This window comes from Paenibacillus thalictri (assembly GCF_004307995.1).
Taxonomy (GTDB): domain Bacteria; phylum Bacillota; class Bacilli; order Paenibacillales; family NBRC-103111; genus Paenibacillus_AF; species Paenibacillus_AF thalictri.
Window position 1 is genome coordinate 52,304 of sequence record NZ_SIRE01000008.1, and the last position, 20,701, is coordinate 73,004.

Genomic DNA, 20,701 nt, shown 5'->3' on the forward strand with positions numbered 1-20,701 from the left:
AGGCGGAAGAGGGGACATTTGCATCGGGAAAAGCGAAGCGGTCGGTCAATAACATTGCAAACATTTGATGTTTATTATAAAAATGTAGTACGCCGCCGCCACGTTCAACGACCTATAATAAAACTCGAGTTGCAACAACACACTACAGATTAGGGGTTGAATGATGATTATGAGACAAATGAAACCGCTAACAACGATGCTGGTAGCAGCGACGGCGTTCTCCACGCTGCTCAGCGCGTGTTCATCCGCGGACAATACGGCGGGCGGAGCCTCTTCCGCAGCCGGCGAGCAGGCCAGCTCGGTGCTGAACCCAAGCGGCTTTCCCATTGTGAAATCAGAGGTGTCCATGCGGGTGTTCGGCTGTAAGGACCCCAATCAGGCGGCTTGGAAAGATGTACTGGTATTGAAGGAATATGAGAAGAAAAGCGGCATTAAAATGATGTATGAAGAAACGCCGGCGCAGGGCTGCGACGAAAAGCGGAATTTGCTGTTTGCCTCCAACGAATTGCCGGACGTGTTCCTCCGGGCGAATCTGACCAACACGGATATTTCCAAATACGGGATGCAGGAGCAAATGCTGATTCCGCTTGAAGGGATCATCGACAAATATGCGCCGAATTTGAAAAAGCTGTTTGAGCAGTACCCCGATGCGAAGAAGTCGGTCACCGCAACGGACGGCCACATCTATTCGCTGCCGGTGTTCCGGCTCCAGGCGGCAGGCCGCGGAGATAAAGTATGGATCAATCAGGACTGGCTCAAGAAGCTGAATTTGAAAGCGCCTACGAATGTCGACGAATTGTTTACCGTTCTGCGCGCATTCCGCGACCAAGACCCGAACGGCAACGGCAAAAAGGATGAAATCCCGCTGGGCCTGCGTGATCCGGGCATGGTATTCTCCACGTTCGCCGGTTCCTTCGGACTGGACCGGCAGCTTGGCACCAACGCCAATATCGAAGGAAACAAGGTGAAGTTGTGGATTGGCGACGACAGATACAAGGAGCTGCTGATGTTCCTTAACAAGCTGTATGCGGAAAAGCTGCTGTATGCGGATTTCTACGCAGCCGATCTTCCGAAGTGGCGCAGCAATTTGTCGCAAGCGCTTTACGGCATGTTTTTCATCTACGCTTCCGATCCGTTCACCAAGGTGGAAAATCAGTTCGCCGGCATGGCGCCGATTAAAGGCCCGCACGGTGATCAGCTGCTCAGCACGGGCAGCCCGCTGGCTTCGCCGATCGGCACGTTTGCGATCACGAAAGTGAACAAAAATCCCGAAGCGGCGATCCGTTGGGTCGATTATTTCTACAGCGAAGAAGGCAGCCGCTTTTTCAATTACGGCGTAGAAGGCCAAACATACAATATGCAAAACGGCAAACCTGTGCTGGTTGACAGCATCAAAAACGATCCGCGCGGCATGATGGCGGCGCTGGGTCAAGTGAATCTCGTGCCCGGCGGCGGTTTCCCGACGATTATCGTCGACGATATCGTATTGAGCGAGAGAACCAAAGAGGTTTCCGCCGCTTCCGAAACGTTCACCTCCAAAGCGATTTACGGCGCTCCGATCTTCGGCAAGGAAGCAACCGACAAGATCGTGCCGATTAAAGCCGATATCGATAAATATGTGCAGGAGTCGGCGATCAAATTTATTCTCGGCGAAACGAGCTTCGACAAATGGGGCGAATACACAGCCACGCTGAAAAAGATGAAAGTCGACGAACTCGAACAGGCTTATCAAGCCGCCTTCGATGCGATGAGCAAATAAACTAGGTCAGCAAGCAGGCAAACGCCCCGGGCCAACAGAGAAATCAGCAGACAGACGGCCCGGGGCCGCATCGATAGGAGAGGAGTTGACCTGCATGAACACGCAGCAAGCCGCCATGCCGGCCTTGCATTCAAAGCCGAGCCGCAGGCTGTGGAAACGCATCTTATCCAAATACGAATTTTATATCATGTTGGCCATTCCGCTTATCTGGTATATCGTGTTTAAATATGTGCCGATGTACGGAATCCAGATCGCTTTCAAGGACTTTTCGGCCACCCGCGGCATTATGGGCAGCCCTTGGGCGGGTCTGCGCCACTTTCAACGATTTTTCGAGTCGTCTTATTTCTGGGAGCTGCTGTGGAATACGTTGTCGTTGAGCTTGTATTCGCTGCTGGTCGGCTTCCCGATCCCGATTTTACTGGCCCTCCTGATCTATGAGATCAACGGCAAGCGGCTGAAGAAATGGGTGCAAAACGTAACGTATATCCCGCATTTTTTGTCCCTAGTCGTGATCGTCGGTATGCTTAACGTGTTTCTTGATCCGGACACCGGCAAGGTCAACCAGCTGCTGATGCTGCTTGGCGTCGATCCGATCCCGTTTATGCGCAAGGCGGAGTGGTTTCAGACGGTATTTGTCTCTTCCGATGTTTGGCAGCACATGGGCTGGAGTTCGATTATTTATTTGGCGGCCTTAAGCGGCATCGACCCGACGCAATACGAAGCGGCCAAGATGGACGGGGCGAGCCGGTTTCAACGGCTGATGCATATCTCGCTGCCAGGCATGCTGCCGACGATTGTCATTATGTTTATTTTGCAGGTCGGGCATTTGATGGATGTCGGCTTCGAGAAAGCGCTGCTGATGCAAAACCCGGTCAACGCCAGCAAAGGCGAAATCCTTGCCACCTTTGTGTATAAAAACGGCATCCAGCAAGGCCAGTTCAGCTATACGGCGGCGGCGGGATTGTTTAATTCAGTCATCGATTTCATCCTGCTCATCCTCGTCAACGGCTGGGCGCGCAAAAAAACGGAGTCCAGCTTATGGTAGGAGGCGGCACAGATGACATCTTATGAATCCAAAGGAATCCGTTCGGGGGACGATAAGCTTTTTGACGCGATTGTGTATGTAATTGCCGGCATTGTGCTTGTGGTTGTCCTGTACCCGCTGCTGTTTATTGTGAGTGCTTCGTTCAGCGACCCCGTAAACGTCATTGAAGGCAAGATTTGGCTGCTGCCGCAAGGACTCACCATAGCGCCTTACCAACACGTGTTTGAGAACGAGGCGATCTGGAGTGGCTACGGCAACACTATCTTGTACACGCTGGCGGGAACGCTGGTCAATATCGTGCTGACCGTGCTGGCGGCTTATCCGCTGTCGCAGCGGGATTTGCCGGGACGGACCGTGATGATGGTGCTGATTACCATTACGATGTTTTTCAGCGGCGGCTTGATCCCGACTTATTTGCTGATCAAATCGATGGGTATGATCAATACCGTTTGGGCGATGATTTTGCCCGGAGCGATCTCAACTTACAATCTGATCGTAATGCGGACGTTTTTTCAAAACGGTATTCCGTACGAGCTGCAGGAATCCGCTTGGATCGACGGCGCTTCCAATTTCCGGCTGCTGCTGACAATCGTGCTGCCGCTGTCGATGCCGATTTTGGCGGTGATGGTGTTGTTTTACGGGGTAGGCCACTGGAATGCGTATTTTAATGCGATGATTTATTTGAAGGACCGGGAGCTATTCCCGCTGCAGCTCATTTTGCGCGAAATTTTAATTCTTAACCAGTCGGAAAATATGGGACTCGACGGGGCGGGAATGACCGAGCGGGTTATGATGGCGGAAAGCATCAAATATTCGGTCATCATCATCTCCAGTCTTCCGGTGCTGGTACTGTATCCTTTCGTGCAAAAATATTTCGTGCAAGGCGTTATGATCGGCTCGATCAAGGGATGACCGCGAGCCGGTCCTCTTTGTTATCCGTATCATATTCGGAAAGGGGCAACGACATGAAACAACCTAATTTATTGCTGATTCAAACCGATCAACAAACGGCGGAGACGCTGAGCTTGCATGGCAATCCCGCATTGCGCACACCGGCGCTGGAGAAGCTGGCGCAGCGCGGCGTCGTGTTCGAGCAGGCGTTCTGCAACTATCCGGCCTGCTCGCCTTCGCGTTCGTCGATGATGACCGGACGCTATTGCTCAACACTGAACCTGCACGCCAATCATATGCTGATCAATCCGGCGGAAACGTCGCTGCCGCAGGTGCTGAAGGAGCATGGCTATCAAACGGCGCTGATCGGCAAAAACCATGCATTTATGACCGATGAGAAGCAATCGTATTATCCCGGCGGTACGCCGGAGTTGTCCAGCACGCTGCATAACGTGTTTGATTATGTGAGACTTGGCGATCACGGGCATATGGTCGACGGCTACCGCGACGACCCGGGCGCAAAGGCCGCTCATGCATGGGCCGTCGAAAACTGCTGGAACAGTCCGCTGGGGCATGGCGTTAACCCGGCACCGCTGGAGAAATGCGGCACTTATTTGCTGGGGGAGACGATGGTGGATTATTTGGAGCGTGTCCGCAGCGGCGATAAGCCGTTTTTTACATGGCTGTCATTCCCGGATCCGCACACGCCGTATCAGGTGCCTGAGCCTTATGCCAGCATGATCGATCCGGCCGACGTGCCGATGCCTCCGGTGGATACGCTGGACGGCAAACCGGAACGGGTGAAGGTGGCGCATCTTATGGACGCCATGGACACCGCCGACGAAGCGCTGATTCGCAAAGTCCGCGCCATCCATTACGGCATGATCCGTTTTATCGACGATACGCTGGAGAAAATATTCGCCAAGCTGGATGAGCTGGGGCTTTCGGACAATACGGTCATCATGTTCACTTCCGACCATGGCGATTCGATGGGCGCTCACGGGATCATTCAGAAGCACAACTTTTTCTACGATTCATTTACGCATGTGCCGTTTATTATGTCGGTTCCCGGTTACGACGGCCCTCGACGGACGCCGCATCCTGTGGAACTTGTCGATGTGATGCCGACGCTGCTGGAGTTTGCCGGCGTGCCGGTGCCGCCGGGCTGCCAGGGGAGAAGCTTGGTTCCGTTTCTGCTTGGCGATCCGGCTTACGCCCCGCGTCCGTTTATTGTGATGGAAAGCGGCGAGCACGGAGAATCGCCCCGCGAGTCGGACATTGTTTTGCGCCCCGAGCATCCGTTTGACGAGCGGTATTTTGTCTGGTGCGCTTACCGTGACGCTTGGCTGGGCAAAGGCAAAGCGATTCGCACAGGGGAGTGGAAGCTGTGCGTATACGCAAACGGCGAAGGCGAGCTGTACGATTTGCGGCAGGATCCGCACGAGCTGCACAACCGGATCGACGATCCGGCATGCGCGCAGGTGCGTATCGAGCTGGAGCGCAAGCTGATGCGGTGGATGATGGAGAAGGAAGATCCTTTGCCGCTCAACACAACAGTCAAAGTTTCGATGCAATCCATGAAGGAGAAATACGGAGTCGCCGGCCAATAAACCAAGTTAGATGCCATTTACAAAATCACTTAATGAGTGCAAAATCCAAAAGAACCAGCTCTTCGCAAGGAGATTCGGTCCGGCTGCAGCCTGCAAATCAGGCTGCGGCCTTTTTGCCGTTATAACGGTCATCTGTATTTTTGAAACATTTTGCAGAGATTCGTGGTAAATACAGCCGTATAGGGCGCGTGCTACAATTGCACCTGTAAGCGCTTTATATTATTTGATTTCCGGACTAAAGGAGGGGGAAATTTGAAGAAGGGAATAGGCGCCATGACGCCGAGGAAGCGCAATCTTACTGCTTTCTATCTGTTTATCAGCCCATGGCTCATCGGTTATTTGGCGTTCACGCTGGGCCCGATTATCGCTTCGGGATGGTTAAGCCTGACGGATTACGACGGGGTCAACAGCCCGCATTTTATCGGTGCGGACAACTACAAAGAAATTGTGCATTCGGATTTATTTTGGAAATCGCTGTGGGTAACGGTGTATTACACGCTGGGTCATGTGCCGCTCAGCGTAATCGGCGCGTTATGCTTAGCGGTGCTGCTGAATCAGAAGATTCCGTGGCTGTCCTTGTGGAGGACGATTTTTTACTTGCCGGTCGTTACATCAGGTGTGGCGGTGGCGCTTTTATGGTCGTGGATTTTTCAGCCGAGCTACGGGCTTGTGAACATTTTTCTGTACGAGGTGTTTGGCGTGCAAGGGCCTGGATGGTTCTTCGACGAGCATTGGACGGTTCCCGCGTTTATCATCATGAGCTTGTGGGGCATAGGGGGGCCGATGCTGATTTATTTGGCCGGTTTGCAGGGCATTCCGACCAGTTTGTACGAGTCGGCGGAAATCGACGGCGCCAGCGCTTTCCGGCGTTTCTGGCACATCACGCTGCCGATGATTACCCCGGCGCTGTTTTTTAATACCGTGATGACGCTGATTGCTTCGTTCCAAGTGTTTACTCCCTCTTTTGTCATTACGAAGGGCGGACCGAACTATGCTTCGTATTTCTACGTGTTGTATTTATACCAAAACGCGTTCGAGAACTTCCGGATGGGTTACGCTTCCGCGCTCGCCTGGATTTTGTTTGTCGTCATCCTGGCGGTAACGATCTTCATGTTTCGCTTGCAGCGAAGATGGGTTCATTACGAATCGGTCAGATAAGGAGGGAAACATCGTTTATGTCTGCATTATCTACACAAACGACCGAACGGTCGTATGCCTCCGGACAAGTCAAGAAATTACGCGGCAGGAAGCTGCAAAGCGGGCTGCTGCGGACACTGTATATCTTGATTATGGTATGCGGCTCGATAGGTGTCCTAACCCCGATCGTATGGATGCTGTCCACGTCGCTGAAGTCCGCAGGCACCGTTATGCTCATGCCGCCGCAATGGATTCCGCATCCGCTGCAATGGCGCAATTATATCGACGCCATCGATTTTTTGGATAAAGGCATGGTGTTTGGCAATACGCTGGTTATCGTGTTGTTTTCGATTGTCGGGCAATTATTCGCCAGCACGCTGGCCGGATTCGGCTTTGCCCGCATTCATGTGCCGGGGCGGGAGTGGCTGTTTCTGCTTGTGCTCACCGGATTTATGCTTCCCGTGCAGGTGACGCTGATTCCGCAATTTGTGTTATTCAGCAAATTCGGCTGGATTGACACGTATTACCCGCTGATCGTGCCGGAGTTTATGGGCGCTCCGTTTTACATTTTTCTCGCCCGCCAGTTTTTTCTGACCATTCCGCTGGAAATGGATGAAGCGGCACGTGTCGACGGCTGCGGTTATTTCGGCATTTACACCCGGATTATTCTTCCTTTGTCCAAACCGCTGCTGGGCATTATCTCCATCCAGACGTTTATGCATGCATGGAACGATTTCTTGCGGCCGCTGATCTTTCTGCATACTTCCTCCAAATACACGGTCGCTTTAGCGCTGCAAAATTTCACGGCCGATTACGGCATGACGCCGTGGCATTTGCTGATGGCTGCGACGCTGACCGCGCTTTTGCCGTGCATTGCGCTGTTTTTCGTGGCGCAGCGTTATTTTATTCAAGGCATCGTGATTTCCGGGGTGAAGGGATAACAAAGAATCGCCCCACATTCATTTTAAAAAGGAGAGGTCACTCATGCGAAAAAAGACCATTGTTGCCGCAATGCTGACAGGCGTTATTCCGGTTGTCGCCGCCTGCTCGGCGGCAAGCTCAGGTTCGGCGGATAAGGCGTCCGCAGCCCCTGTAGAAATCAAGTGGCTGATGCGGAGCAACCCGTTTGAAAACAAATGGGAGAAGGAAGTCGTCATTCCCAAATTCGAGAAGTTGCATCCGAACATCAAAGTCAATCTGATCGTCGTTCCTTCCAATGAAGTCGATCCGAAGTTGTCGACGATGGTGGCGGCGGGCGATCCGCCGGATGTGTTCTCGATGTGGGGGGAGTCCGGCTTTAATGAATATTACAACAAAGGACTGCTGCTTGACCTGAGCTCATATATTAAACAAGATTTGAAAAAAGAAGATTTTGTCGACGGCGTATTCGACATTTACGCGGTGGACGGCAAATATTATTCCGTGCCGCAGGTGTCCAACTTTGGGATGATGATGGTGTACAACAAAGATTTGTTTAAAGCCGCCGGCTTGCCCGATCTGCCTACATCCTGGTCGGACCCGTCCTGGACGTGGGATAAGATGGTGGAATACGCCAAGAAGCTGACCAAAAACTACGGCCAAGGCGCCAACGCGCAATACGGCGTAGTGCCGCCGCTGGAAGCGCATCAGCTCGCATATCTTTGGGGAACGGACCCGTTCCTGCCGGAAAGTTACAAAACCGGCTTTGCGACCTCCTCCAAGCTGGACGATCCCGGCGTCATCGCCGCGCTGCAGGCGACAGCCGATCTCGTTCACAAGGACAAGGTCGCGCCGACCCCGGCCGAGACGAAGACGCTGCAGCAGCTTGGCGACATCTTTGCCACCGGTAAAATCGGCATGGCGTTTAAGCTGTCCACGCAGGCGTACGGCAATTTGAAAAGCGTTCCTTTCAAGTGGGGGCTGGCCCCGCTGCCGCGCATGAAGGACAATAAAACCGCGTTATACAACGGCGCCTGGTTTATCGCCCAAAAAAGCAAGCACCCCAAAGAGGCGTGGGAGCTGATCAAGTTTTTGCTGACGCCGGAAAGCGCCAAAGACATGAGTGACGTTACGGGTTTCCTCGTTCCGCTGAAGAGCACGACGGAAACGTGGCTCGACTTGTTCACGGGTCCGACCGACATGACCAAAGACCAACTGCGCGAGGCGATTACCGGATACCCGAAAAACTCCATCGAAAATGCGAACCATCTGTTCGCCAATTACCGGGAAATGAACACCACCTTGACGCAGGGGCTCGATCCGCTCTGGACGGGCACGCAGTCGGCCGCCGATACGATCAAAACGGTCAAACCGAAGGTCGACGCGGTGTTGAAGCGTACTTTTGACGCCAAGGATAAAAAATAAGGCGGGAAGGCGGAGAGGCATATGTCCGTACAACGTTTCTATGATGATCTCACCGAATATTATCATCTGATCTACGCGAATTGGGATGCTTCCCTGCGGCGGCAAGGCAAACACCTTGACGCGATTATTCGCGCTTATCTGCCGAACGGCGATCTCGATGTGCTGGACGCGGCCTGCGGGATTGGCACGCAAAGCATCGGGCTGGCCTTAAGCGGAGCGTACCGGGTGACAGCCTCCGACCTCTCGCCGGCTTCGGTGGAGCGGGCGCAGAAGGAAGCTTCTGCTAGAGGGGCGGCGGTTGCATTCAGCGCAGCGGACATGCGCCATGTGTTCGAGCATCACGGGCGGCGCGAGTTTGACGTCGTGCTTGCCTGCGACAATGCGGTGCCGCATCTGCCTGACGACGGAGCGCTTCTGCATGCTGTCGCCGAGCTGCACCGCTGTACGAAGCAGGGCGGGCTGTGCCTGATTTCCGTCAGGGATTACAGCGATTATCCGGGCTCCGGTACGCAGGTTCACCATTACGGAGTCCGAGAACAGGACGGGAAGCGGTACGTGCTGCTGCAAGTGTGGGACATGTCGGAAACGATGTACCATACGGATTTTTATGTGATTGAAGACGACCGCTTCGGCCCTCCGGTAACCCGTTTGGCCCGCGGCGTGTATTATCCCGTCACTACGGACCGGCTGGCGGCGGTGATGCAAGAAGCGGGGTTCTCCGATGTACGGAGACTAGATGAAGCGTTTTTCCAGCCGATCCTGGTTGGCGTAAAAAAAGAATAAGGAGCTGCGAATTCATGACTTCCGCATCCAGCAATCATAACAAGAGACCAAACGTCATCTGGATTTTCGGCGACCAACACCGGGGCCAAGCGCTTGGCTGTGCCGGCGACCCCAACGCGCATACGCCCAATATCGATAATTTGGCCGCCTCGGGCATGCAATTTACCCGTGCGGTATCCGGAATTCCGCTATGCTGTCCTTATCGCGGCTCGCTGCTAACCGGGCTGTATCCGCATCGGGCCGTCCGCGGGCACGAGCACCGGCTGGACCCGGAACATCGGACATTGGCGCATGTGTTTAACGAGGCCGGTTATGACACGGCTTATTTCGGGAAGTGGCATCTGGACGGCTTCCACGAACGAGAAGGCAGGGCGGCGCATCATATCATTCCCCCCGAGCGCAGGGGCGGGTTTCGCAAATGGATCGGTTACGAAAACAACAACAGCCAGTGGGATTGCTGGGTTCACGGAGGCGCAGGGGACGAGGCGTTCCATCACCGGCTGCCGGGATACGAAACCGACGAGTTGACCGGTCTGCTGCTCGATTATTTACGTGAACAAGCGGAGGCGCAAGCATCGGGCAGCGAACAGCCGTTTTTCGCCGTCCTTTCGGTGCAGCCTCCCCACGATCCGTACATCGCGCCGGCTCCGTTCCGGGATAAATACAATGCCGCCAGCATTCGTCTGCGGCCCAATGTGCCGCAGGTACCGCGGATCGAAGAGCAGGCGCGCAAGGAGCTTGCCGGTTATTATGCAATGATCGAAAACTGGGATTGGAATGTCGGACGTATCGTAAAGGCGCTGCGCGACAGCGGAACCCTGGAGAACACGCATATTCTCTTTTTTAGCGACCATGGCGATATGCACGGGTCTCACGGCCAATTCCGCAAAACGAGCCCGTGGGAGGAAGCCATTCGCGTGCCGATGATTATTAGCGGCGAGAAGCCGTTCTACGGGCGGCGTACCGGTACGACGAAAGTTCCCCTGAATCACGTCGATGTCGCGCCGACCACTCTCGGTTTATGCGGCATCGGCAAGCCGGATTGGATGCAAGGCACAGACATGTCTTCGCTGCGGCTGCCGGAGCGGCCGCAGCCCGAAATGCCGGATTCGGCTTTTCTGCAGCTTGTTGAGCCTACCCGGCATGCAAACAGCGTTGACCGTGCATGGCGGGGCGTCGTTACGACCGACGGTTGGAAGTATGTTTGTCTGGAAAACACCCCCTGGCTGATGTTTAATCTTAACGAGGACCCGTACGAGCAGGTAAATCTGGCGTTTAATTCGGTATACGCAAGCGAACGCAAGTGGCTGAACGAAAGGCTGAAATTGTGGGTGGCGGATACCGGCGACCGGTTCGAGCTTCCCGATTTTTGACCGTTTTCACCCGTGATCATGTCGCGGCTGCTGCGTCTTCAGTTATTCCATCGTCCGTCAGACATATTAAGTTTCCAGCATTCGGATGTTATAATGGGCTTTAGGCAACCTTCGGAGGCGATGAACATGCTGCAGATGGAGATGAGTAACCGCAGTTCGCTGGATCAATTGTACATCAATATTCGTTGGCTCAAAGAATGGAAGCGCTCCAGCATTGCTCATTTGGGAGGGGGAGTGTTTCAATATTCCACCTTGTGGCTGGTGCTTTCCGGCGGCGCAACACTGAAATTCGGCCAGACAGTCTGCCAGCTTGGCAAAAACGACATTATTTCGCTGCCTTCGCAGACGTATCACAAGTGGATTTGGGTAAGCAGCGATACGCCATTCCATTACTTATCGCTGGCTTGCGAGGCGAAGGTTGGCTCCTTCGATCTGGTTCGCCTCTACAGCTTTCCGCTTCATAAGACGCTTCATGATGATGCGGCTTTCGCAAAGCTTGTTGAGCTGTGGTACCGGATGTCCGCCGATTTTCATGAACTGCTCAGCCACTTCGAGCCGCATGAAATCCAGTCCAACGAATATAAAGGCCCGAAGCCAAGCGAATATCCCGTGTTCCGATTTAATACGCAGCAATCCGTACAATACTTAAAAATTCGCTCGCTCGGCAACTTATGGTTCCACTATTTGTTCGAATCGCTTCAGGATCAATTGCCGGACAGCCCGGATTTGTACGACACCCGCGTGTATGACGTCTGCGCCTACATTAATGAGCACCTGCACGAGCGGCCCACGCTGGAGCAGCTGGCCGAATTAGTGTCTCTCAGCAAGGAGCACTTGCGGTTTTTGTTCCAGAAGGAGCTCGGATTGGCCCCATTAAAATTCGCAGCCAGTATGCGGCTGCAGCGTGCGCGGGAGATGCTGCTGCTCAGCACGTATCCGATGAAAGAAATTGCGCAGCGGCTTGGCTTTCAGGATCAGCATCATTTTACAAGGTCGTTTCATCAAGCGGAAGGGTTGTCTCCATCGGCTTACAGAAGAAAATTCAAGTACAGCGTGGAAACGCCGGTCGGCAGCGTCAGCGTCGTCCGGGAGGAAATGTAGGTATGTTTCAGGAGCAAATAACCGTCAGCGCCGGAATAGGGCGTCTGGCGGTTTTCTGCTTTTGCACCGGGGAAATAGCGATTTGAGCAAAAGTTGTCGGTTGAATGCGGAATTGGTTTTTCTATATACTGGGTATGTACCTAACAAGCATATAAAGTTGCTTTTAGGCGCCAAACAGCGGACCGTCAGGCAATGTTTTGCCGGCGGTTTTTTTCATCCGCCTGATAACCACAAGGGATTGATCAGCGGCTGTCGAATTCATACGCAGAATAACCATAACGCGAGGGGGGAAATTATGGGTGCCGGCTTAAACCGTTTGATCCGCAAAATGAATATTCAAAACAGGCTTGTGATTTCATTTGCGATTCTTTCCTTAATCCCGTTAATGATCACAGGCATATTTGCTTATTACACGTCCAGCGAAGCGATGAAAACGAAAATAAGCACCTCATCCATCCAGTTAATGAATCAAGTCAGCGAAAACATTCAAAATGAGCTGACCAAGCTCGAAAATGACAGCGTGGACATTGCCTTCTCCGACTTGATCCAAAATACGCTGACCGGCTACGATTCGATGGATGAATGGACAAGGAACGATGCCGAGCTAAAAATTCAAAGCATGCTGACTAAACGGTTCTCCTTTATTCACGGTGTGACGGACGTACTCGTATTTACGCGGAATAAGGACAAAATCATTGCATACGGCGACGTGTACTTTAAATTTAATCTTACGCCCGGTTTTTTAAACGATATTTTCGTGCAAACCGAGAAAAACAACGGTGTCCCGCTCTGGACGATCGAAAGCAAAGATGAAGAAGAAAACGCCAGAACCTCAACATACCGCATCGCTAATTACGGGAAGGTCGGCATCTTGCTCACCCGCAGTTTTAAATCGTTCAGCGGGCTGCCGGCCGGTTATCTTGTGATGAGGATCGACGGAAAGCATATATTAAAAAAATTCAAGGATACGAACCTTGGACAAGGATCGGATATTTTTATACTGAACGGCGAAGGCAACGTCATCTCCAGCCAAAACCCGGAAATGCAAGCGGCCAAGCCATACCGCGACGCTTCGCTGATCGAAGAGCTGAAGAAACATAAAGAGCAGGATTTATTCTCATTTAACGGCACCGTGTCGGGCAAGCGCAATCTGATTGCTTACCATTATATTCCGAGCGCAGATTGGTACGTGGTCAGCCTCATCCCGTTTACTTATTTAAACGCCGAGTCCGTTAAGACAAGTATTTATATTTTAGTGCTGGGCGTCATTTGTTTTCTGATGGCGTTGATTTTGTCTTATTATGTATCCAAAAGCATCTCCCGGCCCTTGAAGCATTTGGTCAATTCGATGAACAATGTCAAGCTCGGCAACCTGGTAACGCAAATCAATGACAACAGCAGCGATGAGCTGGGGAAGGCCGCTACGAATTTTAACCACATGGTGAAAGAGATCAAATATTTGATCGACGAGGTGACCAAAAAGGAAAAATTGAAAAGGGTTGCAGAGCTGAAATCATTGCAGGCCCAAATCAATCCGCATTTTCTGTCCAACTCCTTAAACACGGTCAGATGGCTTGCGAACATTCAGAAGGCGGAGAGCATCTCCAGCATCATAACATCTTTAATCCAGCTGCTGCACGGATGTATGGGCAAAGGCAGCGCGCTCATCAGCGTGCGTGAGGAGATGGAGTATGTCAAAGACTACTTAAACATCATGGCTTACCGCGATTATGACAAATTCAAGGTTCATTACGAATTGGAAGAAAGTATTCTGGACTTCCACACCTTGAAGTTCATTCTTCAGCCGATTGTGGAAAACTGCTTGCTGCACGGGCTGGAGCCGATGGAAGGCCAAGGCTTGATTATCATCAAAGGCTACAGGATCGGGGACGAGCTGAAAATTGTCGTCACTGATAACGGCGTAGGCATGAATAGCGATATAGTAAGCCATGTATTGCAGAAACCGTCAACAAACAAACCGATCGGTCTTAGCGGGATTGGAATTCGCAATGTCGACGAACGCATCAAGCTGTATTTTGGAGAAAAATACGGGATTGCCATTCAAAGCATTGCCAACCTGTATACCACTGTAGAAATCACTTTACCCGCCGTGAGAGAGGAGAATCGCGAGCAATATGCTGAAGGTGCTTATAGTCGATGATCAGGCGGTTTCGCGAACGGATTTGAAAACGATGCTCGACTGGGAGAACTGCGGGTTTTATATTTACGGTGAAGCGCATAACGGTATTTATGCTATGCAACTGATGGAAAAGGAAGTTCCCGACATCGTTATTACCGACATCAATATGCCCGGGATGAACGGGCTTGGTTTGATCGAGCTGTTGGAGAGGGATTATCCGCAGGTGCGCATCGTGGTGCTGAGCGCATATGACGATTTTGAATTTGTCCGCCAGAGTATGAAACGCGGCGCGATGGATTACGTGTTAAAGCACCGGCTGAATGCTCCTCTGCTGCTGGAATTGTTAAAAGCAGCAGAGAACTCGATTCTAATGTATCGGAACGAACGCGATAAACAACATGAAATGGTGCAGGTGCTTACGATCCGCAAAAACATGCAGCGTCAGGAACTGATCAAAAAGCTGCTGGAGGGCAGCTTGCCCGATCGGGCGGACGCGCTGGGTCAAATCAGAATGTTAGATGTCGCCATGGATACGGAAAACCTGATGGTTGCGGCTGCGGAGATCGATGATTTTCCGTTTATCGAAGAAAAATTCAGTTCCAAAGAAATCGATGTGCTTGTACAAACGTTTCTGGATATTTCCTGCGAAATGTTAAGCGACTGGGACAAGTCGGTCATCTCCCCTATGGGCGGAGGCAAATTTGCGATCATTTTATCCATGGGCCGCAATCACAGCAGAATGTACATCTACAATCAGCTGTACACGTTTCTTAACCGGATCCGCTCGGAAATCAAAAAATATTTGAATATGACCGCCAGCTTTGGCGTCAGCGATGTGTGCAGGGATATCATGCAGCTTCATCAGGCCTACAACGAAGCGGCTTCCATCCTTAAGGACAAGTTTCATAAGGGCAAAAACGGGATCTATATCGAAAGCGCCGGCAGCAGTAAACATGAAGAAGGATTTTTCAGCCTTGATATTAAGGATGAGAAGGCGATTTACGCGGCATTGAAAAATCAAGATTTCGAATCCGTAAAACGCTTGATCGGCAGCGTATTTGATAAAATCTCCAGCCTGCGGCTGAGCAGCAAATCCACGCTGATGATCTGCGCGGAGTTGATTAATATCGTTAACAAAGCCTCCAAGGATGCCGGCGTCGACATGTCGAAGCTGTATACCGCAGGGGATATTCCATACCATCTGATGCAGAAATACGAGGTGCTTATGGATATGAAAACGTGGATATTGAATTTGTACGACAGGCTTATCCATATTTTGCAGCAGATGAAAATTCTTTCTTCCTACAGTGAGGTTACCCAGAGGGCTGTGGAATACATCCATCGCAATTACAACAACGACGTTTCGCTTCAGGATGCGGCAGACTACGCCGGGGTCAGCGGCTCGTACATCAGCAGGCTGTTTAAGGAGGAGTGCCGGATGGGATTCACCGAATACGTCAATCACGTGCGGGTCGAGCATGCCAAACGGCACATTGAGCAGGGCGAGCTGAAACTGAAAGAAATCGTCAGCCATGTCGGGTTCAACAACTACAATTACTTTTTTAAAGTATTTAAGGAGGTCGCGGGCATGACGCCGCTGGAATATGAGACGACCTGCCGGAAATGATCTGCAGTTCGGATAATCAAATGCAGACATAACAAAATGTTGTAGTGGAGTGCAAAATATTGGAGTTCGCTAGTGATAGCGTTTTCTTATAATAAAAAACAGGTAGCAGCGTCGTCTGTGTACAGGCTTCAGCTGCACCGCTACAATATTGCGAGGGGGAAAAGATGGTATGAAAAAAACTTCTGTTACAGCGGTGGCTTCCGTGTTTCTGCTGGCGTCCGTATTGTCAGGATGCGGCGGCGGTGCGGAACCGTCCAAAGGGGAAAGCGCTGGCGCCAAGAAGCCGGTTAAGCTGTCACTATGGACATTCCAGGATCTGCATAAAAAATATTACGAGAAAACCGCCGAACTCTGGAACAAAAACAATCCCGACCAGCCGATCGAGCTTTCTGTCGAAACTTACCCGAATGCGGACATGCATAACAAATTGTTGATTGCGCTGCAATCCGGCGTGGGCGCACCCGATATCGCCGACATCAATATCAACTTCTTTCAAAACTTCTTGAAGGGTGATATTCAGCTGGTGGAATTAAACAAAGCGATCGAACCCGAGAAGGACAAATTCATCCAGTCGAGATTCGATATTTACAGCAAAGGCGGGAAATATTACGGCATTGATTTCCACGTAGGCGCTACGGTTGTTTATTACAACAAGGATTTGATGGACAAAGCGGGCGTCAACGTCGACAACATCAAAACATGGGCTGATTATACCGAAGCGGGGAAGAAGGTCGTCGCAGCGACAGGAAAACCGATGACCGCCTTCGAAGTGACCGGACAACGGCCGTTTTGGCCGATGATCGTGCAAAGAGGCTCCGATTATTTGGATAAAAGCGGCAACGTCATTCTGGACAACGAAATCAATGTCAAAACGCTGCAAGCGATGAAAGATATGATCGTCAAGGATAAAATCGCCGTTCCCATGCCCGGGGGCAATACCGGAGCGGAGGAATTTTTCACATTTATGAATAAAGGCGGAGCGGCTTCGCTGATTATGCCGATGTGGTATATGAGCCGGTTTTTGGAATACATGCCCGATCTGAAAGGAAAAATATTGGTCCGGCCGATGCCGATATGGGAAAATGGCAACGTCAGGTCCGCAGGCATGGGAGGCACGGGCACTTCGGTAACCAAACAAAGCAAAAATCAGGATGCAGCCGTGAAGTTTCTTGCATACGCCAAGTTAAGCAAAGAGTCCAACATCCGGATTTGGCAGGAGCTGAAGTTCGATCCGATCCGCTGGGATGTGTGGAACGATGCGGAGCTGCAGAAGCCCGACCCTTATTTCAACAACGAAAAAATATTTAATGTGCTGCTTAACATGAAAGATGAGATTAAATCGCCTAATATGAGCGAGCTGAGCTCCGCTTCTCAAGACTTGGTCAATTCCAATGTGATGTTTAAATCGCTCAAGGATCAATCGCAAACTCCGGAGCAGGCATTAAAAGCTGCTGCTGACGAGCTGCGCAAACAGAAAAAGTAACATCAGGCTGACTGGAATCTGACGGTTGCGGAGATCGATTTAATGTAAGCGATTTCCGCAACTGTCATGCCGATGGAGGTGAATCAATTGACCCGCTTCAAAAGGGCGTTTTATTCGGAGCAGTTCGCTCCTTATCTGTTTGTTTCTCCGTTTCTGTTATCGTTTCTGGTCTTTTTCCTGTATCCGACGGCTTCCACAATCACCATGAGCTTCCAGGAGGTGCATGGGCTGAGCAGCACAACGTTTATCGGGCTCGACAACTATCGGAGAATGTTTGACGAGCACTTTTTTAACGCGCTGCAAACAAACACGATTTATACCATACTGTCGCTGCTGCTGTTGATTCCGGTTCCGATTCTGTTCGCCGTATTTCTGAATTCCAGGCTGACTAAAGGAAAAACGTTGTTTAAATCGGTAATCTTTATCCCGGCTTTAACGTCCGTCATCGTAGCCGGCGTCTCCTTCAGGCTGATGTTCGGGGAAGCGGATACGGCGTTGATCAATTCGTTTATCGCCAAATTCGGCATTTCCCCGCAAAATTGGATGCTGAACTACGGCACCGGCATGATGCTGATGGTTATTCTGAACACGTGGCGGGTTGCCGGCATCAATATGATTTATTATCTCGCGGGCCTGCAGAGCATTCCGGAGGAATTGTACGAATCCGCCGAGATGGACGGCGCCGGCGTACTGAAGAAGTTTTATTGGATCACGCTGCCGCTCCTTAAACCGATTATCGTTTACACGCTCACGATCGGTATTTTTGAAGGCTACCGGATGTTCGGGGAAAGCTATGTATTCTGGAACGAAGGCATGCCGGGGGACATCGGGCTTACCATCGTCAGGTTTATTTATCAGCAGGCGTTTCAGCGCAACGATTTGGGCATGGGTTCGGCGATCGGCATTACTTTGCTGCTGATCGTGCTCACCGTCAATTTGGTGCAGCTCAGAATGTTCGGTTTGTTCAAGAAGGAGGGGGACTGAAGTGAGCGTCCAGCAACGAAAGAAGCTGCTGACAATAGCGATGATCGTTTTTTTTCTGATCGTCTGTTTTATCGTGCTGTTTCCCCTCTATTACATGTTTATGGCTTCTTTCAAGAGCTCCAAGGAGCTGTTCCGCAACGGCATGGATTTTCGAATCATCCCCAGTCTGATGAGTCTGGATAATTATAAGCTGTTGTTCACGGGCAAGGGCAGCGTTTATTTGTACTGGTACCGGAACAGCTTGGGCATCACCGCGCTGCATACCGTGTTTTCGCTGTTTCTTTCCTCGCTTGTCGGTTACGGGCTAGGGGCTTATCGCTTTAAAGGGAAAAACTTCATTTTTATGCTGGTCTTGTTTGTAATGATGGTGCCGCTGGAAATTCTAATGCTGCCCCTCTACAAACTGATTGTCAAAATGGGCATCATCAATACGTATTACGGGGTCATTTTGCCGTTTGTCGTTTCGCCCATGGCGATTTTCTTCTTCCGGCAATATGTGGCGGGGCTTTCCAAAGATTTCATGGATGCAGGGAGAATTGACGGCTGCTCGGAGTTCGGCATTTTTTTCCGGATTATGGCCCCGCTCATGAAACCGGCCTTTGGGGCCATGGGCATATTGCTGGCAATGCAGAGCTGGAACAGTTTCATATGGCCGCTGATCGTGCTGCGCACCAATACGATGTTTACGATTCCGATCGGGCTTGCTTCGCTGATGTCGCCTTACGGCAACAATTACGACATGCTCATCGCGGGTGCGGTGCTGGCGATTATTCCCGTTATCGTCTTGTTCTTGTTAAATCAGAAAGCGTTTATATCAGGCTTGTCCACCGGCGGCGTCAAAGGCTAGACCATCATAAACCAATCGATTCAGGAGGCAAATGAAATGACAAACAGCATTAAATTGAACAGAGCAGCGGCAGTTCACAAAATTGACAGGAACATTTACGGGCATTTTGCCGAGCATTTGGGCCGTTGTATTTACGAGGGCATCTGGGTTGGAGAGGATTCCGCTATTCCGAATACACGAGGCATCCGCAACGATGTCGTTCAGGCGTTAAAAGACATGAAAATTCCGATTTTGCGCTGGCCGGGAGGCTGTTTTGCCGACGAATATCATTGGCAGGACGGGATCGGTTCCAAGGAATCGCGGGCCCGGATGATCAATACGCATTGGGGCGGCGTCGTGGAAAACAATCATTTCGGGACCCATGAATTTTTCGATTTATGCGATATGCTGGAGACCGAACCGTACATTTGCGGCAATGTCGGAAGCGGGACCGTTTATGAGATGCAGCAATGGGTCGAATATATGACCTTTGATGGTGAGTCGCCAATGGCCGACCTGCGCAAAGCAAACGGCAGAGAAAAGCCGTGGAATCTGACCTACTTTGGCGTAGGCAACGAGAACTGGGGCTGCGGCGGCAGGATGAGGGCGGAATATTACGCCGACCTGTACAGACAATACAGCACGTACGTCAGGGATTATGGAGACAACGCCATTTATAAAATCGCCGCCGGTCCGCGTGGCGACAATTACCATTGGACGGAAGTGCTGATGCGCGAGGCCGCCCCTTTCATGGACGGATTGGCGCTCCACTACTATACCCGATTGAGGGATCACAGCATCGTGCTGCAAAATCCCGACGGCAACCGGATCTATCTGAAAGATCCGAAGGCGGTGCGGGGGCAGGCCGTCGACTTCGACGAAAGCGAATGGTTTGGCATCATGAAGGCCGCTTATTTCACCGAAGAGCTTGTCGCGAAGCATTCGGCCGTGATGGATAAATACGACCCCGAGAAAAAAGTCGCCTTGATCATCGATGAATGGGGCACATGGTTTGACGTTGAACCCGGCACGAATCCGGGTTTCCTGTACCAGCAAAATACGATGAGAGACGCGGTTTCGGCGGCGATCAGCCTGAACATCTTCAATAACCACTGCGACCGCGTGCGTATGGCGAATATTGCGCAGACGATCAACGTGCTGCAGGCGGTGATTCTTACGGAAGGGGAAAAAATGATTCTGACCCCGACCTATCATGTGTTCGAGATGTTTAAGGTGCACCAGGATGCGATCATGCAGCCGGTGGACATTCAGTGCGGCGCCTATAAGCTGAACGGAGAAGAAGTGCCGCAATTAAGCGTGTCCGCTTCCGTAGACGCCGCGGGCAAGCTGAACATCACGGTCTGCAATACGGACCCGTCCCATGCCGCTCCGCTGCATGGCGATACGGGAGGATTTGCCGGCAAGCTGGTTACGGGGAGAATATTGGCCGCTGACGCAATGAGCAGCCATAATACATTTGAGCATCCGAACCGCGTGAAGCCGGAGCCATTTACAGGCGTACAACTGACCCAAGAAGGGTTCCAGGCGACGATCCCGCCGATGTCGGTTGTTGTGCTGACGATCGAATAACCGAGAGGA

16 protein-coding genes are annotated in these 20,701 nt (G+C 51.5%); all 16 read left to right on the forward strand.

What is annotated here, in order from left to right; all coding sequences use genetic code 11:
- Positions 1 to 169: 169 nt before the first annotated feature.
- The 16 genes from EYB31_RS12100 (at position 170) to EYB31_RS12175 (ending at position 20,692) form a co-directional block, all read left to right on the forward strand.
- Positions 170 to 1,759 carry an extracellular solute-binding protein gene (locus EYB31_RS12100; RefSeq protein WP_165452368.1) on the forward strand — a complete coding sequence of 530 codons (1,590 nt, stop codon included), beginning with the start codon at positions 170 to 172 and terminating at the stop codon, positions 1,757 to 1,759.
- A 94-nt stretch (positions 1,760 to 1,853) separates the two neighbouring features.
- Complete coding sequence (locus tag EYB31_RS12105; protein WP_131013598.1) at positions 1,854 to 2,804, forward strand: ABC transporter permease; 951 nt, start codon at positions 1,854 to 1,856, stop codon at positions 2,802 to 2,804.
- Positions 2,805 to 2,816: 12 nt separating this feature from the next.
- Positions 2,817 to 3,716, forward strand: coding sequence for a carbohydrate ABC transporter permease (locus EYB31_RS12110; protein WP_131013599.1), 900 nt, complete (start codon positions 2,817 to 2,819; stop codon positions 3,714 to 3,716).
- A gap of 53 nt (positions 3,717 to 3,769) precedes the next feature.
- Positions 3,770 to 5,305 carry a sulfatase family protein gene (locus tag EYB31_RS12115; RefSeq protein ID WP_165452369.1) on the forward strand — a complete coding sequence of 512 codons (1,536 nt, stop codon included), beginning with the start codon at positions 3,770 to 3,772 and terminating at the stop codon, positions 5,303 to 5,305.
- Between the two features lie 252 nt (positions 5,306 to 5,557).
- A complete protein-coding gene (locus EYB31_RS12120; RefSeq protein WP_240762356.1) occupies positions 5,558 to 6,463 on the forward strand; it encodes a carbohydrate ABC transporter permease in 906 nt (301 codons plus the stop codon).
- A 17-nt stretch (positions 6,464 to 6,480) separates the two neighbouring features.
- Positions 6,481 to 7,383 (forward strand): carbohydrate ABC transporter permease, encoded by a 903-nt coding sequence (locus tag EYB31_RS12125; protein ID WP_165452370.1) that lies wholly within the window; start codon positions 6,481 to 6,483, stop codon positions 7,381 to 7,383.
- A 43-nt stretch (positions 7,384 to 7,426) separates the two neighbouring features.
- Positions 7,427 to 8,785 carry an ABC transporter substrate-binding protein gene (locus EYB31_RS12130; protein WP_131013602.1) on the forward strand — a complete coding sequence of 453 codons (1,359 nt, stop codon included), beginning with the start codon at positions 7,427 to 7,429 and terminating at the stop codon, positions 8,783 to 8,785.
- Positions 8,786 to 8,806: 21 nt separating this feature from the next.
- Positions 8,807 to 9,568: a class I SAM-dependent methyltransferase gene (locus tag EYB31_RS12135; RefSeq protein ID WP_131013603.1), complete on the forward strand. Its 762-nt coding sequence runs from the start codon at positions 8,807 to 8,809 to the stop codon at positions 9,566 to 9,568.
- 14 nt (positions 9,569 to 9,582) lie between these two features.
- Positions 9,583 to 10,941, forward strand: coding sequence for a sulfatase family protein (locus EYB31_RS12140; RefSeq protein WP_131013604.1), 1,359 nt, complete (start codon positions 9,583 to 9,585; stop codon positions 10,939 to 10,941).
- Between the two features lie 126 nt (positions 10,942 to 11,067).
- Positions 11,068 to 12,042, forward strand: a complete 975-nt coding sequence (locus tag EYB31_RS12145; protein WP_165452371.1) for a helix-turn-helix domain-containing protein — start codon at positions 11,068 to 11,070, stop codon at positions 12,040 to 12,042.
- A 295-nt stretch (positions 12,043 to 12,337) separates the two neighbouring features.
- Positions 12,338 to 14,203 carry a cache domain-containing sensor histidine kinase gene (locus tag EYB31_RS12150; protein ID WP_131013606.1) on the forward strand — a complete coding sequence of 622 codons (1,866 nt, stop codon included), beginning with the start codon at positions 12,338 to 12,340 and terminating at the stop codon, positions 14,201 to 14,203.
- On the forward strand, positions 14,178 to 15,809 hold the full coding sequence (locus EYB31_RS12155; RefSeq protein ID WP_131013607.1) for a response regulator: 1,632 nt from the start codon (positions 14,178 to 14,180) through the stop codon (positions 15,807 to 15,809). The genes EYB31_RS12150 and EYB31_RS12155 overlap by 26 nt, the downstream gene beginning before the upstream one ends.
- 169 nt (positions 15,810 to 15,978) lie before the next feature.
- Positions 15,979 to 17,292, forward strand: a complete 1,314-nt coding sequence (locus EYB31_RS12160) for an ABC transporter substrate-binding protein (protein WP_131013608.1) — start codon at positions 15,979 to 15,981, stop codon at positions 17,290 to 17,292.
- A gap of 72 nt (positions 17,293 to 17,364) precedes the next feature.
- On the forward strand, positions 17,365 to 18,276 hold the full coding sequence (locus tag EYB31_RS12165; RefSeq protein ID WP_131013609.1) for a carbohydrate ABC transporter permease: 912 nt from the start codon (positions 17,365 to 17,367) through the stop codon (positions 18,274 to 18,276).
- A gap of 40 nt (positions 18,277 to 18,316) precedes the next feature.
- Positions 18,317 to 19,123 carry a carbohydrate ABC transporter permease gene (locus tag EYB31_RS12170; protein WP_131013799.1) on the forward strand — a complete coding sequence of 269 codons (807 nt, stop codon included), beginning with the start codon at positions 18,317 to 18,319 and terminating at the stop codon, positions 19,121 to 19,123.
- 36 nt (positions 19,124 to 19,159) lie between these two features.
- Positions 19,160 to 20,692 carry an alpha-N-arabinofuranosidase gene (locus tag EYB31_RS12175; protein WP_131013610.1) on the forward strand — a complete coding sequence of 511 codons (1,533 nt, stop codon included), beginning with the start codon at positions 19,160 to 19,162 and terminating at the stop codon, positions 20,690 to 20,692.
- Positions 20,693 to 20,701: the final 9 nt, after the last annotated feature.

Excerpts from the sequence above, each read along its gene's own strand:
- EYB31_RS12100 (WP_165452368.1), top strand. The coding sequence starts at position 170 with ATGAGACAAATGAAACCGCTAACAACGATGCTGGTAGCAGCGACGGCG.
- EYB31_RS12105 (WP_131013598.1), top strand. The coding sequence starts at position 1,854 with ATGAACACGCAGCAAGCCGCCATGCCGGCCTTGCATTCAAAGCCGAGC.
- EYB31_RS12110 (WP_131013599.1), top strand. The coding sequence starts at position 2,817 with ATGACATCTTATGAATCCAAAGGAATCCGTTCGGGGGACGATAAGCTT.
- EYB31_RS12115 (WP_165452369.1), top strand. The coding sequence starts at position 3,770 with ATGAAACAACCTAATTTATTGCTGATTCAAACCGATCAACAAACGGCG.
- EYB31_RS12125 (WP_165452370.1), top strand. The coding sequence starts at position 6,481 with ATGTCTGCATTATCTACACAAACGACCGAACGGTCGTATGCCTCCGGA.
- EYB31_RS12130 (WP_131013602.1), top strand. The coding sequence starts at position 7,427 with ATGCGAAAAAAGACCATTGTTGCCGCAATGCTGACAGGCGTTATTCCG.
- EYB31_RS12135 (WP_131013603.1), top strand. The coding sequence starts at position 8,807 with ATGTCCGTACAACGTTTCTATGATGATCTCACCGAATATTATCATCTG.
- EYB31_RS12140 (WP_131013604.1), top strand. The coding sequence starts at position 9,583 with ATGACTTCCGCATCCAGCAATCATAACAAGAGACCAAACGTCATCTGG.
- EYB31_RS12145 (WP_165452371.1), top strand. The coding sequence starts at position 11,068 with ATGCTGCAGATGGAGATGAGTAACCGCAGTTCGCTGGATCAATTGTAC.
- EYB31_RS12150 (WP_131013606.1), top strand. The coding sequence starts at position 12,338 with ATGGGTGCCGGCTTAAACCGTTTGATCCGCAAAATGAATATTCAAAAC.
- EYB31_RS12155 (WP_131013607.1), top strand. The coding sequence starts at position 14,178 with ATGCTGAAGGTGCTTATAGTCGATGATCAGGCGGTTTCGCGAACGGAT.
- EYB31_RS12160 (WP_131013608.1), top strand. The coding sequence starts at position 15,979 with ATGAAAAAAACTTCTGTTACAGCGGTGGCTTCCGTGTTTCTGCTGGCG.
- EYB31_RS12165 (WP_131013609.1), top strand. The coding sequence starts at position 17,365 with ATGGAGGTGAATCAATTGACCCGCTTCAAAAGGGCGTTTTATTCGGAG.
- EYB31_RS12170 (WP_131013799.1), top strand. The coding sequence starts at position 18,317 with ATGATCGTTTTTTTTCTGATCGTCTGTTTTATCGTGCTGTTTCCCCTC.
- EYB31_RS12175 (WP_131013610.1), top strand. The coding sequence starts at position 19,160 with ATGACAAACAGCATTAAATTGAACAGAGCAGCGGCAGTTCACAAAATT.